This is a genomic window from Streptomyces sp. NPDC025651, assembly GCF_055558735.1.
This window is the reverse complement of sequence record NZ_JBVHLZ010000001.1, coordinates 315,169-330,730: the sequence shown is the minus strand read 5'-3', so window position 1 is coordinate 330,730 and position 15,562 is coordinate 315,169. Positions and strand designations below refer to the sequence as shown.

Genomic DNA, 15,562 nt, shown 5'->3' with positions numbered 1-15,562 from the left:
TCGTGCAGAGGGGAGTGCGGACCGGCCGTGGGGACATCCGCCCGTACCCACGGCTTGTGGTCGGCACGACCTTAGGTGGCCGGAAAGCAACGCTGAAGTGTACGTTTCCTCCACTCTCCACGATCAAGACGGATGGAACGTCCACCATGACCGACCCCGCGGCCCCGTCCTCGGCTCCTGTGCCATCCGCCCCTCCCACCCCGCCCGTCCCGCTCACCGCGCTGCTCGCCCGCGAGGACCTGGGGCTGCGGCAGATCGCCGGCCCTGACGCCCGGGCTGCGGGGACGGCCGTGCAGTGGGTGCACACCTCGGAGATGAGGGACCCGTACCCGTATCTGCTCGGCGGCGAGCTGCTCCTGACGGCGGGCGTGCACATCACCGATCCGGCGGACCCGGGCGGCTCCCTCGACTCCTACGTGGCCCGGATCGTCGCGGCGGGCGGCGCGGCCCTCGGCTTCGGCGTCGCGCCCGTGCACGACACGGTGCCGCGCCCCCTGGCCGAGGCCTGCGACCGGCACGGCCTGCCGCTTCTCGAGGTCCCGCCGCGGACCACCTTCAGCGGGGTCGCCCGCGCGGTGTGGCGGCTGATGGCCGAGGCGCGGCACGCGGAGCTGCGCCGCGTGACGGAGGCGCAGCGGGGCCTCGCGACGGCGGCCGCCAGACCCGACCCGGTCCCGGCCGTCCTGCGCCAGCTGGCGGCGCGGCTCGGCGGAGCCGCGGCGCTGTACGGGCCCGACGGGGCGGAGCTGCAGGCGGCGGGGCAGACGCGCGACGCCGCGCGGGAGGCGCTGCGGGAGCTGACCGCGGTCGTGCGGCGCGCCGCGCCCGCCGCCCCGGCGTCCGCCGCCGACACCGCGGGGCCCACGCACCTGGCCGCCTACGCGCTCGGCGGCGGCCGCGGCTTCGCGCTCGGGGTCGCCACGGACCGCCGCGAACCGGGCGACCACACCATCGCGGGAGCGGCGGTCGTGCTGCTCTCGCTGCTCACCGGGGAGCACCAGGGCGCCTCGGAGGCGGCGCGCACGTCCGCCCTCGTACGGCTGCTGCTCGGGGCCTCGCCGCAGGATGTCGGCCCCCTTTTGGGCAGCGCCCTGTGGACCGTGGTGCACGCGCGCGGGGAGCACACCCCGCTGGCCGCGTCCGCGCTCGCGGCGGCGCTCGGCGGCGGCCTCGCCGACCCGGGGGACGACGTCGTACGCCTCCTCGTCCCCGCCGACCGGGAGATCACCCCCGCGGACGGCTGGACCCTGGGCGTCTCCGCTCCCGCCCCGCCCGGCGAACTGGCGGCCGCCGACGCGCAGGCGGCCCGCGCCGTGCGCCGCGCCGAGGCCACCCGCGTCCCCCTGGTGCGCCACCACGAGAACGGCCTGGCCGCCCTGGTCGCCCCCGCCGAGGCCGACGCCCACGCGCGCGTGCTGCTCGGACCCCTCGAAGGCAACGGGCCACTGACCTCGACCCTGCGCACCTGGCTCTCCCTGCACGGCAGTTGGGACCGCACGGCGGTGGCGCTCGGGGTGCACCGCAACACGGTGCGGCAGCGGATCGCGCGCTGCGAGGCACTCCTGGGCAGGGACCTGAACGACCCGGACGTACGCATGGAGCTGTGGTTCGCGTTGGGCCGGGGGCGCTGAGGAGCGCCCCGAAGGGGCGCGGGGAACCGCGCGACAAGCCACAACGAACCCGCAGCGAACAACGCACCGCTCCACCCCCGCACGCGCAGCTCAGCGGCACAGGTCACAGCCCCAGCCTTCGAGACGCCCCGGCCCCGCGGCCCGAGCGACGGCACAATAGAAGCCATGCCGATACCCAACCGTGCCGAGCTGGTCGACCACCTCGTCCGCACCCGCATCGCGGGCGACGTCGCCACCCCCCGCGAGAACAACCTCAGCCACTACAGGAAGCTCGCGAACGGCGACCGCCACTACTGGCTCGGCCTGGAGCTCGGCGACCGCTGGACCGACGAGCAGGACGTCCTCGCGGTGATGGCGGAGCGCTGCGGCGTCATCGACGACCCGCAGCACCGGCACGGCCAGGACACCATCGACCCGGAGCTGACGGTCGCCGCCCTCGAGCGCATGGCGGCCCGCCTGCGGAAGGCGGCCGCCGACAAGGAGAGAGTGCTCTTCGCCACCGGCCACCCCGGAGGCCTGCTCGACGTGCACCGCGCCACGGCCGCGGCCCTGCGCGCGGCGGGCTGCGAGATCGTGGTGATCCCCGAGGGCCTGACGGCCGACGAGGGCATGGTCTTCCAGTTCGCGGACGTGGCGGTCCTTGAGCGCGGCGCGACGCTGTGGCACACGCACTCCCCCGAGCCGATGAACGCGATCCTGGACGGCCTGGAGCGCGAGGGCCGCCCGCAGCCCGACCTGGTCGTCGCCGACCACGGCTGGGCGGGGCGCGCGGGCCAGCGCGGCCTGGACTCCCTCGGCTACGCGGACTGCAACGACCCGGCGCTGTTCATCGGCGAGGCCGAGGGGACGGTGCAGGTGACGGTCCCCCTGGACGACCACGTCACCAGCCCGCGCCACTACGACCCGATGACGGCCTACCTGCTCGACGCGGCGGGACTCTCCGGCGACTCCTGAGCGGGCCCCGGCGTCGGGTCCAGGTAGACCCGCCTGACCGCGGGGAAGCGCTCCTGGACGCGGTGCGCCATGCTGTCGCAGGCCCGCTCGATGTCGGCGGCCGTGGACACGTCCCGGAAGTCGACCTTCGCGGCGACCAGCGCCTCCTTGGGGCCCTGCAGCAGCGTGGTCAGCTCCAGTACGTCCACGACGTGCGGGTCGGAGAGCAGCTCGGCCCGCACCGCGGCCCGCATCTCCGGCGGCAGCGGTCGGCCGATGAGCAGCTCGGAGTTGGCGTGCCCGAGGACCCACGCCACGTACACGAGCAGGACGCCGATGCAGAGCGAGGCGATGCCGTCCCACACGCCGGACCCGGTGAGCTGCCCGCCGAGCAGCCCGGCCGCGGCGAGCACGAGGCCGACCAGCGCCGCCGAGTCCTCCATCACGACGGCCTTGACCGCGGTGTCGGGGGTGTGGCGCAGATAGCGCTTGAGGTGCACCCCGAAGCGGTCGGCCTCGCCGCGTGCCTGCTTGAGGCCGGTCCGCAGCGAGTAGCCCTCCAGGACGAAGGCGATGCCGAGCACGACGTACGAGATGAGTGGGTCGCCCGGCTCCTCGCCGTGGGTGAGGGTGTGGATGCCGTCGTACACGGCGAAGACGCCGCCGCCGACGAAGGTGGCGACGGAGGCGAGCAGCGCCCAGATGTAGCGGGCGCCTCCGTAGCCGAGCGGGTGCTCCTCGTCGGCGGGCTTGTCGCCGGCCTTCAGGGAGACGAGCAGCATCAGCTCGGTGACGGTGTCGGCCACGGAGTGCGCCGCCTCGGAGAGCATGGCGCTGGATCCGCTGATGACACCGGCGACGGCCTTGGCCACCGCGATCCCGAGGTTGGCGACGGCGGCGACGATCACCGTGAAGGCGCTCTCGCCGTGCTCCTGCTGCTGTGCGTGCTCCGGTCGCTCCGACATGTATCGGACGGTATGTCCGATCAGTGAGGAACGCGAACCAACCCCGGGGCTCACCTCGGGACGCGGACCACGCCCTCCTGGATGACGGTCACCGCAAGCTGCCCGTCCTGCGTCCAGATCCGCGCCTGACCGAGGCCGCGCCCTCCGGACGCCGAGGGGGACTCCTGGTCGTAGAGCAGCCATTCGTCCGCGCGGAAGGGCCGGTGGAACCACATCGCGTGGTCCAGCGAGGCGCCGACGACGTCGCCGACGGCCCAGCCGCCCCTGCCGTGCGCGAGCAGCACGGAGTCGAGCAGCGTCATGTCGGAGACGTACGTGGCGAGGCAGACGTGCAGCAGGGGGTCGTCCGCCAGCTTGCCGCCCGCTCGGAACCACACCTGGGAGCGCGGCTCGCGCGGCTGTCCGACGGTGCCCCAGGGCGGCACGTCGGCGTAGCGCAGGTCGACGGCGGCGCGGGCCTCGATCAGCCGCTCGGCGACGGACGCGGGCAGGTGGCGCGGCAGCATCTCGGCGGCGGTGGGCAGCGTCTCCGGGGCGGGCGCGTCCGGCATCGCGCTCTGGTGCTCCAGACCCTCCTCGTACGTCTGGAAGGACGCGGAGAGGTGGAAGATGGGGTGCCCGTGCTGGACGGCGACGACGCGGCGCGTGGTGAAGGAGCGGCCGTCGCGTATCCGGTCGACCGTGTACACGATGGGCGCGCCGGGATCCCCCGGGCGCAGGAAGTACGCGTGCAGGGAGTGGGCCGCCCGTTCCACGGGGACGGTGCGGCCGGCGGCGACCAGGGCCTGTGCGGCGACCTGGCCTCCGAAGACGCGGGGCACGAGAGCCGAGCGGCTCACGCCCCGGAAGATGTCCTCCTCGATCTGCTCCAGGTCGAGCAGATCGAGGAGGTCCTCAAGTGCCTGGTTCATGAAGGCAGTTCTACAGGGCTGTCTCTGCGGGCCGGGTCACAGGCCCATGTTCTTCGCGATGATCATCTTCATGACCTCGCTGGTGCCGCCGTAGATGCGGTTCACGCGGTTGTCCGCGTACAGGCGGGCGATGGGGTACTCGTTCATGAAGCCGTAGCCGCCGTGCAGCTGCAGGCACTTGTCGATGACGCGGTGCGCCACCTCGGTGTTGAACAGCTTCGCGGAGGCGGCCTCCGCGGCGGTCAGCTCGCCCGCGTCCAGGGCCTCCAGGGCGCGGTCGGCGACGGCCTCGGCGGCGTCCACCTCGGCCTGGCAGGCGGCCAGCTCGAACTTGGTGTTCTGGAAGGAGGCGACCGTCTTGCCGAAGACGGTGCGGTCCTGGACGTACTCCTTGGCGAACCGGACGGCGGCCTTGGCCTGGGCGTACGCGCCGTAGGCGATGCCCCAGCGCTCGGAGGGCAGGTTGCTGCCGAGGTAGTAGAAGCCCTTGTTCTCCTCGCCGAGGAGGTCCTCGACGGGGACCTTCACGTCGACGAACGCCAGCTCGGCGGTGTCGGAGGTCTTCAGGCCCAGCTTGTCGAGCTTGCGGCCGATGGAGTAGCCCTCGGACTTGGTGTCGACGGCGAAGAGGGAGATGCCGAAGCGGCGGTCCTCGGCGGTCGGCGCGGAGGTGCGGGCGCAGACGATCACGCGGTCGGCGTGGACGCCGCCGGTGATGAAGGTCTTGGAGCCGTTGAGGACGTAGTGCGTGCCGTCCTCGGAGAGCTTGGCCGTGCTCTTCATGCCCGCGAGGTCGGAGCCGGTGCCCGGCTCGGTCATCGCGAGGGCCCACATCTCCTCGGCGGAGACGAACTTCTCCAGGTAGCGCTTCTTCTGCTCGTCGGTGGCGAGCGCCTTGATGTAGGGCAGGGCGAGCAGCACGTGCACGCCGGAGCCGCCGAAGGTCACGCCCGCGCGGGCGGTCTCCTCGTACTGGATGGCCTCGAACTTGTGGGTGTCCAGGCCCGCGCCGCCGAACTCCTCGGGGACGTTGATGCCGAACAGGCCCAGCTCGGCGAGCTTGTAGTAGAACTCGCGCGGCACCTGGCCCGCGGCGAACCACTCGTCGTGGACCGGGACGACCTCGGCCTCGATGAAGGCGCGCAGGGTCTCCCGGAACGCCTCGTGGTCCTCATTGAAAACGGTACGGCGCACGGAGAACTCCCTCTGCCCACGACGACTAAGCGCTTGCTCAGAGTGCAGGTTACCCGGGAGTCACCAGAGCGTCCAGAGATGCGTGTCACTCGGCAGAGCACCCGGAGGCGTCCGTCACCCGGCGACGGCCGAGGCGAACGCCCCGCGCGCGAGCCGGTGCAGGAGCTCGGCCGTGGCCGCCCTGCCGGGCAGCGCGTCGCGGCGGCTCAGGTGCGGCGTGGAGTTCAGCAGCCCGAAGACCGCGTGCACGGACATCCGCGCGGCGTTCTCGGCGAGGTCCGGATAGACCTTGCGCACGACGTCGACCCAGATCTCCACGTACTGCCGCTGGAGCTGGCGGACCAGCTTGCGGTCGCTGTCCCGCAGGCGGTCCAGCTCGCGGTCGTGCAGGGTGATCAGGGAGCGGTCGTCGAGGGCGAAGTCGATGTGCCCGTCGATGAGCGCGTCCAGGACCCGCTCCGGCGAGCCGTCCGCCTCGGCCACACAGCGCTTGCCGCCCGTCAGGAGCTGTCCGCTGATGCCGACGAGCAACTCGGCGAGCATCGCGTCCTTGCCCGCGAAGTGCCGGTACAACCCCGGTCCGCTGATGCCGACGGCGGCCCCTATCTCGTCCACGCCGACCCCGTGGAAGCCCCGCTCGGCGAAGAGCCGCGCGGCCTCCTTGAGGATCTGCTCGCGGCGGGTGGGGGCGTCGGTTCTGGTGGCCATGGAATTGATTCTAGACAGTCCGGTTAGCGCTCGTTAACCTGAAGGAAACGCGTTAACGCTCATTAACCGATCCAGAGTGATCCAGAGGTCGACCGAGTGGACCGAGTAAGGGGGCTCGACTGATGCGGCAGGCACCAGTGCTGGCGAGCGCGGCTGATCCCGCGTCCGAGGCATGGCGGACGAACGAGGCGGCGCACACCGCCCTCGTCGAGGAGCTGCGGGCCAAGCTCGCCGCGGCCGCGCTCGGCGGCGGCGAGCGGGCGCGGGCCCGCCATGTGGCGCGCGGCAAGCTGCTGCCCCGGGACCGCGTGGACACCCTCCTCGACCCGGGCTCGCCCTTCCTGGAGCTGGCCCCCCTCGCGGCCGACGGGCTGTATGGCGGGGACGCCCCGGCCGCCGGCGTGATCGCGGGCATCGGCCGCGTCTCGGGCCGTGAGTGCGTGATCGTCGCCAATGACGCCACGGTCAAGGGCGGCACGTACTACCCCATGACGGTGAAGAAGCACCTGCGCGCCCAGGAGGTGGCGCTGGAGAACCGCCTCCCGTGTCTCTACCTGGTCGACTCGGGCGGCGCCTTCCTGCCCATGCAGGACGACGTCTTCCCCGACCGCGAGCACTTCGGGCGGATCTTCTACAACCAGGCCCGGATGTCGGGGGCGGGGATCCCGCAGATCGCCGCCGTCCTCGGCTCCTGCACGGCCGGCGGGGCGTACGTCCCCGCGATGAGCGACGAGGCGGTGATCGTGCGCAATCAGGGCACGATCTTCCTCGGCGGCCCGCCCCTGGTGAAGGCCGCGACCGGCGAGGTCGTCACCGCCGAGGAGCTGGGCGGCGGCGAGGTCCACTCCCGCACCTCCGGCGTCACCGACCACCTCGCCGAGGACGACGCCCACGCCCTGCGCATCGTGCGCACCATCGTCTCCACCCTCCCCGAGCGCGGCGAACTGCCCTGGTCCGTCCAGCCGGTGGAGGAGCCGAAGGTCGACCCCCTGGGGTTGTACGGCGCGGTGCCGACGGATTCGCGCACCCCCTATGACGTACGCGAAGTCATCGCCCGCGTGGTCGACGGCTCCCGCTTCGCCGAGTTCAAGGCGGAGTACGGCACGACACTGGTCACCGGCTTCGCCCACATCCACGGCCACCCGGTCGGGATCGTCGCGAACAACGGCATCCTGTTCTCCGAGTCCGCCCAGAAGGGCGCCCACTTCATCGAGCTGTGCGACCAGCGCGGCATCCCCCTGGTCTTCCTGCAGAACATCTCCGGATTCATGGTCGGGCGGGACTATGAAGCGGGCGGCATCGCCAAGCACGGCGCCAAGATGGTCACGGCCGTGGCCTGCACGCGCGTGCCGAAGCTGACGGTCGTGGTCGGCGGTTCGTACGGCGCGGGCAACTACTCGATGTGCGGCCGGGCCTACTCCCCGCGCTTCCTGTGGATGTGGCCGAACGCCAAGATCTCCGTGATGGGCGGCGAGCAGGCCGCCTCCGTGCTCGCCACGGTCAAGCGCGACCAGATGGAGGCCCGCGGCGAGCAGTGGGCGGCCGAGGACGAAGAGGCCTTCAAGGACCCGATCCGCGCGCAGTACGAAGCGCAGGGCAACGCCTACTACGCCACGGCCCGCCTCTGGGACGACGGCGTGATCGACCCGATGGAGACCCGGCAGGTCCTGGGTCTGGCCCTGACCGCGTGCGCGGGCGCCCCGCTGGGCGAACCCGGCTTCGGCGTCTTCCGGATGTGAGGAACGAATGACGATGTTCGACACCGTGCTGGTCGCCAACCGCGGCGAGATCGCGGTCCGCGTCATCCGCACCCTGCGCGCGCTCGGCGTCCGCTCGGTCGCCGTCTTCAGCGACGCGGACGCGGACGCCCGGCATGTGCGCGAGGCCGACACGGCCGTGCGCATCGGCCCGCCGCCGGCCGCCGAGAGCTATCTGTCCGTGGAGCGCATCCTGGAGGCGGCGGCCACGTCCGGCGCCCAGGCGGTCCACCCGGGCTACGGCTTCCTCGCGGAGAACGCCGACTTCGCGCAGGCCTGCGCGGACGCCGGGCTGACCTTCATCGGCCCGCCCGCCGAGGCCATCGCGCTCATGGGCGACAAGATCCGCGCCAAGGAGACGGTGAAGGCGGCGGGCGTCCCGGTCGTCCCCGGCTCCTCGGGCAGCGGCCTGACCGACGCCCAACTGGCCGACGCCGCCCGGGAGATCGGCACCCCGGTGCTGCTCAAGCCGAGCGCGGGCGGCGGCGGCAAGGGCATGCGCCTGGTGCGGGACGAGGCGCTGCTCGCCGACGAGATCGCGGCCGCCAGGCGCGAGGCCCGCGCCTCCTTCGGCGACGACACGCTGCTCGTGGAGCGGTGGATCGACCGCCCCCGGCACATCGAGATCCAGGTCCTCGCCGACGGCCACGGCCAGGTGATCCACCTCGGCGAGCGCGAGTGCTCGCTGCAGCGCCGCCACCAGAAGATCATCGAGGAGGCGCCCAGCGTCCTCCTGGACGAGGCCACGCGCGCGGCGATGGGCGAGGCCGCGGTCCAGGCCGCCCGCTCCTGCGGGTACGCGGGCGCGGGCACGGTGGAGTTCATCGTGCCGGGCAGCGACCCCTCGTCGTACTACTTCATGGAGATGAACACCCGCCTCCAGGTGGAGCACCCGGTCACGGAGCTGGTCACCGGCCTCGACCTGGTGGAGTGGCAGGTGCGGGTGGCCGCGGGCGAGCACCTGCCCTTCGGGCAGCAGGACATCAGCCTCACCGGCCACGCCGTGGAGGCCCGCGTCTGCGCCGAGACCGTGTCCGTCAAAGCGGGGTCCCGCGGCTTCCTGCCCTCGGGCGGCACGGTCCTCTCCCTGCACGAGCCGCAGGGCGACGGCGTGCGCACCGACTCCGGCCTGAGCGAGGGCACGGAGGTCGGCAGTCTCTACGACCCCATGCTCTCCAAGGTCATCGCCTACGGCCCCGACCGCGCCACGGCCCTGCGCAAGCTGCGCGCCGCCCTCGCCGACACCGTCATCCTCGGCGTGCCGACGAACGCGGGCTTCCTGCGCAGGCTCCTCGCCCACCCGGCCGTGGTGGCGGGCGAGTTGGACACGGGCCTGGTGGAGCGCGAGGCGGACGCCCTGGTCCCGGACGGCGTGCCCGACGAGGTGTACGAGGCGGCGGCCGCGGTGCGCGAGGCCGCCCTGCAGCCGTCGGGCGAAGGCTGGCGCGACCCCTTCTCCGTGCCGAGCGGCTGGCGGCTCGGCGGCACCCCCGCGCCGCTCACCCACTGGCTGCGCGCCGCGGGACACGAGCCGGTCACCCACCAACTGCGCGGCACCGCCCCGGCCGTCGGCCCCGACCGCGTCTCGGTGACCGTCGACGGCGTCCTGCACACCTTCCGCCGCGCGGGCGACTGGCTCGGCCGCGAGGGCGACGCCTGGCACGTGCAGGACCACGACCCCGTGGCGGCCTCCCTCACCGGCGCCGCGCACGCCGGGGCGGACGCGCTCACCGCCCCCATGCCCGGCACCGTCACGGTCGTGAAGGTCTCCCCCGGCGACCGGGTGAGCGCGGGCCAGAGCCTGCTCGTGGTCGAGGCGATGAAGATGGAGCACGTCATCTCCGCACCGCACGCCGGCACGGTCACCGAGCTCGACGTCACCCCGGGCGCCACCGTCGCCATGGACCAGGTGCTGGCCGTGGTCGAGCCCGACGACGGGACGCCCGCCGAGGAGGACGAACGATGACCGCCGCCGGACTCCCCATGACCGTCCCCGCCCAGGGCCTGCCGCCCCGCGTCCGCATCCACGAGGTCGGCGCCCGCGACGGCCTGCAGAACGAGAAGGCGACCGTCCCCACCGAGATCAAGGCGGAGTTCGTCCACCGCCTGGCCGACGCGGGCCTGACCACCGTCGAGGCCACCAGCTTCGTACACCCCAAGTGGGTGCCCCAACTGGCCGACGCCGAGCGGCTGTTCCCGCTCCTCGGCGACCTCGAAGGCGTCCACCTGCCGGTCCTCGTGCCGAACGAACGGGGCCTTGACCGCGCCCTCGCGCTCGGCGCGCGGCGCATCGCGGTCTTCGCCAGCGCCACCGAGTCCTTCGCCAAGGCCAACCTCAACCGCACGGTGGACGAGGCCCTCGCGATGTTCGACCCGGTGGTCTCCCGCGCGCGGGAGCAGGGGGCGCACGTGCGCGGCTATCTCTCGATGTGCTTCGGCGACCCCTGGGAGGGCCCCGTGCCCATCGCCCAGGTCGTCCGCGTCTGCCGCGCCCTGCTCGACATGGGGTGCGACGAACTGAGCCTCGGCGACACCATCGGGGTGGCCACGCCGGGCCACGTCCTCGCCCTGCTCACCGCGCTCGACGAGGCGGGGGTACCGGCCGACCGCATCGGCGTCCACTTCCACGACACGTACGGCCAGGCGCTCGCCAACACCCTCGCCGCCCTCCAGCACGGCGTGACGACGGTCGACGCCTCGGCCGGCGGCCTGGGCGGCTGCCCGTACGCGAAGAGCGCCACCGGCAACCTCGCCACCGAAGACCTCGTGTGGATGCTGCACGGCCTCGGCATCGACACCGGGGTCGACCTCGGCCGCCTCAGCGCCACCAGCGCGTGGATGGCCGACCGACTGGGCCGACCCAGCCCGTCCCGCACCGTCCGCGCCCTGACCCACCAGGAGCAGTGAAGAACGATGGACCACCGCCTGAGCCCCGAGCACGAGGAACTGCGCCGCACGGTCGAGGCGTTCGCGCACGACGTCGTGGCCCCCAAGATCGGCGACCTCTACGAGCGCCACGAGTTCCCGTACGAGATCGTCCGCGAGATGGGCCGCATGGGCCTGTTCGGCCTGCCCTTCCCCGAGGAGTACGGCGGCATGGGCGGCGACTATTTCGCGCTCGGCATCGCCCTGGAGGAGCTCGCCCGCGTCGACTCGTCCGTGGCGATCACCCTGGAGGCGGGCGCCTCGCTCGGCGCCATGCCGATCCACCTCTTCGGCACCGACGAGCAGAAGCGCGAGTGGCTGCCGCGGCTGTGCTCCGGCGAGATGCTCGGCGCCTTCGGCCTGACCGAGCCGGACGGCGGCTCGGACGCGGGAGGCACCCGCACCACGGCCGTGCGCGACGGCGACGAGTGGGTGATCAACGGCTCCAAGTGCTTCATCACCAACTCCGGTACGGACATCACGGGCCTGGTCACGGTCACCGCCGTCACCGGCCGCACGGAGGACGGCCGCCCGCTGATCTCCGCGATCATCGTGCCGTCCGGGACACCGGGCTTCACGGTCGCGGCGCCGTACTCGAAGGTCGGGTGGAACGCCTCGGACACCCGCGAGCTGTCCTTCTCCGACGTCCGCGTCCCGGCGGCGAACCTGCTCGGCGAGGAGGGCCGGGGGTACGCCCAGTTCCTGCGCATCCTCGACGAGGGCCGGGTCGCGATCTCCGCACTCGCCACCGGGCTCGCCCAGGGCTGCGTGGACGAGTCCGTGAAGTACGCCAGGGAGCGGCACGCCTTCGGCAGGCCGATCGGTGCGAATCAAGCCATCCAGTTCAAGATCGCCGACATGGAGATGCGGGCGCACATGGCCCGCGTGGGCTGGTACGACGCGGCCTCGCGCATGGTCGCCGGCGAGCCGTTCAAGAAGGAGGCGGCGATCGCCAAGCTCTACTCCTCGACGGTGGCCGTGGACAACGCCCGCGAGGCCACCCAGATCCACGGCGGGTACGGCTTCATGAACGAGTACCCCGTGGCCAGGATGTGGCGGGACTCCAAGATCCTGGAGATCGGCGAGGGCACGAGCGAGGTGCAGCGCATGCTGATCGCGCGCGAGCTGGGCTTCGCGGGCTGAGGCGGGGCCGAAGCACGGCCGAGGCAGGGCCCGGGCGCCGCCCGGTCTTCGTGAGCCGACCGTGACGTGAGGGGCCACCGGTTCCGGAGTCAGCTTAGGCTAGCCTAAGCACTACTTCCGGCCAGCGGCCCCCGCCGCCGTACGTCACGAAAGCAGAGACCCCATGCCCCAGGCCCGCCTCCCCCAGCCTTCCCGCCGCGGCATCCTCGCCGCCGGCGGCGCCCTCGGCCTGACCGCCGTCCTGGCGGCCTGCGGCTCAGAGAAAAAGGACGGGTCGGGCGCATCCGGGGGCGGCGCGGGCACGTCCGGCCCCTGGAGCTTCAAGGACGACCGCGGCGAGACCGCCAAGAAGGACGCGACACCGAAGAACATCGTCGCGTTCACCGGCGTCGCCGCCGCCCTGTTCGACTACGGCATCGAGTGCAAGGGCGTCTTCGGCCCGACGAAGACCAAGGACGGCAAGCCCGACGTCCAGGCCGGCGACATGGACGTCAGCAAGCTGACGATCATCGGCAACGCATGGGGTCAGTTCAAGATCGAGAAGTACGCGGCTCTCGCACCGGACGTGCTGATCTCCACGATGTTCGACGACCAGGGCACCCTCTGGTACGTCCCCGAGGAGAGCAAGGACAAGATCCTCAAGCTCGCCCCCAGCGTCGGCATCAGCGTCTACGACCGCCAGATGACGCAGCCGCTGCAGCGCATCCAGGCGCTCGCCGAGTCGCTCGGCGCGGACGTGAAGTCGGACAAGGTCGTCAAGGCGAAGAAGCGCTTCGAGGACGCCTCCGAGCGGCTGCGCAAGGTCGCCAAGGCACGCAAGGACGTCAAGGTCCTCATCGGCTCCGCGAGCCAGAACCTGTTCTACGTCTCCGGCTCGAACCTCTCCGCCGACCTGGAGTACTTCAAGGCGCTCGGCGTGAACATCGTCGAGCCGCCGGAGGAGGCGAAGAACGAGACCGGCGGCTGGTTCGAGAACCTCAGCTGGGAGAACGTCGACAAGTACGACGCGGACGTCATCATGATGGACAACCGCACCTCGGCGCTCCAGCCGGCCGACCTCGACAAGTCCAAGCCGACCTGGCGGCAGCTGCCCGCGGTCAAGGCCGGACAGGTCATCCCGCGCGTGACGGAGCCGATTTTCTCGTACGACAAGTGCGCGCCGATCCTCGAGGACCTGGCCGACGCGATCGAGAAGGCGAAGAAGGTCGGCTGACACCCGCCCCGCCTCCCGGCACCACAGCCCTCCCCGCACCGCGGAGAGGGCTGTTCCGTTTTACGCCTCCCCCACCCCCGAGCGAAAGAAAGTTAGGTTAGGCTTACCTTACTGCTCAAGACCCCTCACCCCAGAGGACAGTTCATGCGCTCGCACCTGCTCAACGACACCACCGCGGAGCGGTACCGCAGCTCCGTGACCGAAGGAGTCGAGCGGGTGGCCGCCCAACTGGCCGCCGCTTCCCGTCCGTTCACAGGAGTCACCGCCGACGCCCTCGCCTCCCGCATCGACTCCGTCGACCTCGACGAGCCGCTGCACGACACCCTCGACGCCCTCGACGAGCTGGAGGAGCTGTACCTGCGCGACGCGGTGTACGCGCACCACCCCCGCCATCTCGCCCACCTCCACAGCCCGGCCGTCATCCCCGCCGTCCTGGGCGAGGCCGTGCTCTCCGGCGTCAACTCCTGTCTGGACACCTGGGACCGGTCCACGGGCGCCACGCTCATCGAGCGCCGCCTCGTCGACTGGACCGCCGGGCGCATCGGTCTCGGCCCGGCCGCCGACGGCGTGTTCACCTCCGGCGGGGCCCAGTCCGACCTCCAGGCCCTGCTGCTCGCCCGCGAAGCGGCGGCCGAACGGGACCCCGCGGCACACCGGGACCCCACGACCCTGCGCGTCCTCGTCTCCGAGGCCGGTCACGCCGGCGCCCGGAAGGCGGCCGGGCTGCTCGGCCTCGGGGAGGACGCCGTCGTGGTGGTCCCCGCCGACCGGAACAAGCGCATGCAGACCGTGGCCCTGGCCCGTGCGCTGGAGCACTGCCGCCGCGACGACCTCTCCCCCATGGCGGTCGTCGCGTCGGCGGGCACCGCCGACTTCGGCTCCATCGACCCGCTGCCCGAGATCGCCGCGCTGTGCGCGCAGTACGGCACGTGGCTGCACGTGGACGCGGCGTACGGCTGCGGCCTGCTCGCCTCGCGCAGGAACCGGCACCTCATCGACGGCATCGAGCGCGCCGACTCCGTGACCGTGGACTTCCACAAGTCCTTCTTCCAGCCGGTGAGTTCGTCGGCCCTGCTGGTGCGCGAGGGGGCCGCTCTGTCCCGCACGGCGCAGGACCGCACGGCGCAGGACCGCAGAGCACAGGACCGCACCCCCGACCAGGCCGGCAAGTCCCTCCAGAGCGACCGGCGCTTCGACGCCCTGAAACTGTGGATGACGCTGCGCGTGATGGGCGCGAACGGCGTCGGCGACCTCTTCGACGAGGTCTGCGAGCTGGCCACCGAGGGCTGGCGGCGGCTCGTCGCCGACCCCCGCTTCGACGTCGTCGCCGAGCCGCAGCTGTCCACGCTCACCTTCCGCTACATCCCCGCGGCGATCTGCGCCCCCTCCGCCATCGACCGCGCCAACCTCTACGCCCGCAAGGCGCTGTTCGCCGCGGGGGACGCGGTGGTGGCGGGCGCCAAGGTGGGCGACCGGCAGTTCCTGAAGTTCACCCTGCTCAACCCGGAGACGACGGTCGACGACATCACGGCCGTCCTCGATCTGATCGCCGACCACGCCGAGCAGTACCTGGGAGAGAACCTTGACCGCGCCTGCTGAGCCGCGCGAGACGACCGCCGCCTTCACCCTGCGCCCCATGGACCCCCTGACCCACTCCGAGCTGGTCCACGACTGGGTCACCCGGCCCGAGTCCGCGCACTGGCTGATGCAGAACGCCACCCTGCCCGACGTCGAGCGCGCGTACATGGCCATCGCGGCCGCCGACCACCGCGACGCCTTCCTCGGTTTGCACGGGGGCGTGCCGTCCTTCCTCGTGGAGCGGTACGACCCCGCGTACGTCGAACTCGTCGGCCTCTACGACCCCTTGCCCGGTGACGTCGGCATGCGCCTCCTCACCGTGCCGTCCGAGGTCCGCTTCCCCGTCCCCGGCTTCACGCTCGGCGCGCTCACCGCGGCGGTGCGGGAACTGTTCGCGGACCCGGCGGCCGAGCGCGTCGTGATCGATCCCGATCTGCGCGACACCACGGCGCACGTCCTGCTCGAAGCCGTCGGGTTCCGCGCCGAGACGGTCGTCCAGAAACCGGAGAAGCAGGCCCTGCTGAGCTTCTGCACCCGCGAGCGGTTCGCCGCGGCCTGAACCGGCCGCCCCCACAAGCCGACGGGCGCCCCGGAGACGGTCCTC

Annotated in this window: 13 protein-coding genes; 9 read left to right on the top strand and 4 right to left on the bottom strand. The window is 72.3% G+C overall.

The genetic code is table 11. The features are described from left to right. Positions 1-146 precede the first annotated feature (146 nt). Both ACZ4D5_RS01470 and ACZ4D5_RS01465 read left to right on the top strand, forming a co-directional pair. A complete protein-coding gene (locus tag ACZ4D5_RS01470; RefSeq protein ID WP_467770282.1) occupies positions 147-1,631 on the top strand; it encodes a PucR family transcriptional regulator in 1,485 nt (494 codons plus the stop codon). 165 nt (positions 1,632-1,796) lie between these two features. Continuing rightward, a complete protein-coding gene (locus ACZ4D5_RS01465; RefSeq protein ID WP_467770281.1) occupies positions 1,797-2,585 on the top strand; it encodes a phosphatase in 789 nt (262 codons plus the stop codon). Here the strand turns inward: ACZ4D5_RS01465 and ACZ4D5_RS01460 are convergent. The 4 genes from ACZ4D5_RS01460 to ACZ4D5_RS01445 all read right to left on the bottom strand — a co-directional run bounded on the left by ACZ4D5_RS01460 (position 2,546) and on the right by ACZ4D5_RS01445 (position 6,342). Next, the gene (locus ACZ4D5_RS01460) at positions 2,546-3,529 is read right to left on the bottom strand and encodes a cation diffusion facilitator family transporter (RefSeq protein WP_467770280.1); all 984 of its coding nucleotides are present in this window, start codon (positions 3,527-3,529) and stop codon (positions 2,546-2,548) included. The two genes, ACZ4D5_RS01465 and ACZ4D5_RS01460, sit on opposite strands and share 40 nt — an antisense overlap. 50 nt (positions 3,530-3,579) lie before the next feature. Continuing rightward, positions 3,580-4,440 carry an acyl-CoA thioesterase gene (locus ACZ4D5_RS01455; protein ID WP_467770279.1) on the bottom strand — a complete coding sequence of 287 codons (861 nt, stop codon included), beginning with the start codon at positions 4,438-4,440 and terminating at the stop codon, positions 3,580-3,582. A 36-nt stretch (positions 4,441-4,476) separates the two neighbouring features. Next, positions 4,477-5,634 carry an acyl-CoA dehydrogenase family protein gene (locus ACZ4D5_RS01450; protein ID WP_389319574.1) on the bottom strand — a complete coding sequence of 386 codons (1,158 nt, stop codon included), beginning with the start codon at positions 5,632-5,634 and terminating at the stop codon, positions 4,477-4,479. A gap of 114 nt (positions 5,635-5,748) precedes the next feature. Further along, positions 5,749-6,342 (bottom strand): SACE_7040 family transcriptional regulator, encoded by a 594-nt coding sequence (locus ACZ4D5_RS01445; RefSeq protein ID WP_467770278.1) that lies wholly within the window; start codon positions 6,340-6,342, stop codon positions 5,749-5,751. Positions 6,343-6,464: 122 nt separating this feature from the next. Here ACZ4D5_RS01445 and ACZ4D5_RS01440 point away from each other — a divergent pair, with 122 nt between their 5' ends. The 7 genes from ACZ4D5_RS01440 to ACZ4D5_RS01410 all read left to right on the top strand — a co-directional run bounded on the left by ACZ4D5_RS01440 (position 6,465) and on the right by ACZ4D5_RS01410 (position 15,517). After that, the gene (locus ACZ4D5_RS01440) at positions 6,465-8,081 is read left to right on the top strand and encodes a carboxyl transferase domain-containing protein (RefSeq protein WP_467770277.1); all 1,617 of its coding nucleotides are present in this window, start codon (positions 6,465-6,467) and stop codon (positions 8,079-8,081) included. Positions 8,082-8,094: 13 nt separating this feature from the next. Continuing rightward, positions 8,095-10,065, top strand: a complete 1,971-nt coding sequence (locus tag ACZ4D5_RS01435) for an acetyl/propionyl/methylcrotonyl-CoA carboxylase subunit alpha (RefSeq protein ID WP_467770276.1) — start codon at positions 8,095-8,097, stop codon at positions 10,063-10,065. Beyond that, complete coding sequence (locus tag ACZ4D5_RS01430) at positions 10,062-11,006, top strand: hydroxymethylglutaryl-CoA lyase (RefSeq protein WP_467770275.1); 945 nt, start codon at positions 10,062-10,064, stop codon at positions 11,004-11,006. The genes ACZ4D5_RS01435 and ACZ4D5_RS01430 overlap by 4 nt, the downstream gene beginning before the upstream one ends. A gap of 6 nt (positions 11,007-11,012) precedes the next feature. After that, positions 11,013-12,167, top strand: a complete 1,155-nt coding sequence (locus tag ACZ4D5_RS01425) for an acyl-CoA dehydrogenase family protein (protein ID WP_467770274.1) — start codon at positions 11,013-11,015, stop codon at positions 12,165-12,167. Positions 12,168-12,330: 163 nt separating this feature from the next. Continuing rightward, on the top strand, positions 12,331-13,380 hold the full coding sequence (locus ACZ4D5_RS01420; RefSeq protein WP_467770273.1) for an ABC transporter substrate-binding protein: 1,050 nt from the start codon (positions 12,331-12,333) through the stop codon (positions 13,378-13,380). Between the two features lie 144 nt (positions 13,381-13,524). Then, complete coding sequence (locus ACZ4D5_RS01415) at positions 13,525-14,979, top strand: pyridoxal phosphate-dependent decarboxylase family protein (protein ID WP_467770272.1); 1,455 nt, start codon at positions 13,525-13,527, stop codon at positions 14,977-14,979. Between the two features lie 37 nt (positions 14,980-15,016). Further along, positions 15,017-15,517, top strand: coding sequence for a GNAT family N-acetyltransferase (locus ACZ4D5_RS01410; protein WP_467771462.1), 501 nt, complete (start codon positions 15,017-15,019; stop codon positions 15,515-15,517). Positions 15,518-15,562: the final 45 nt, after the last annotated feature.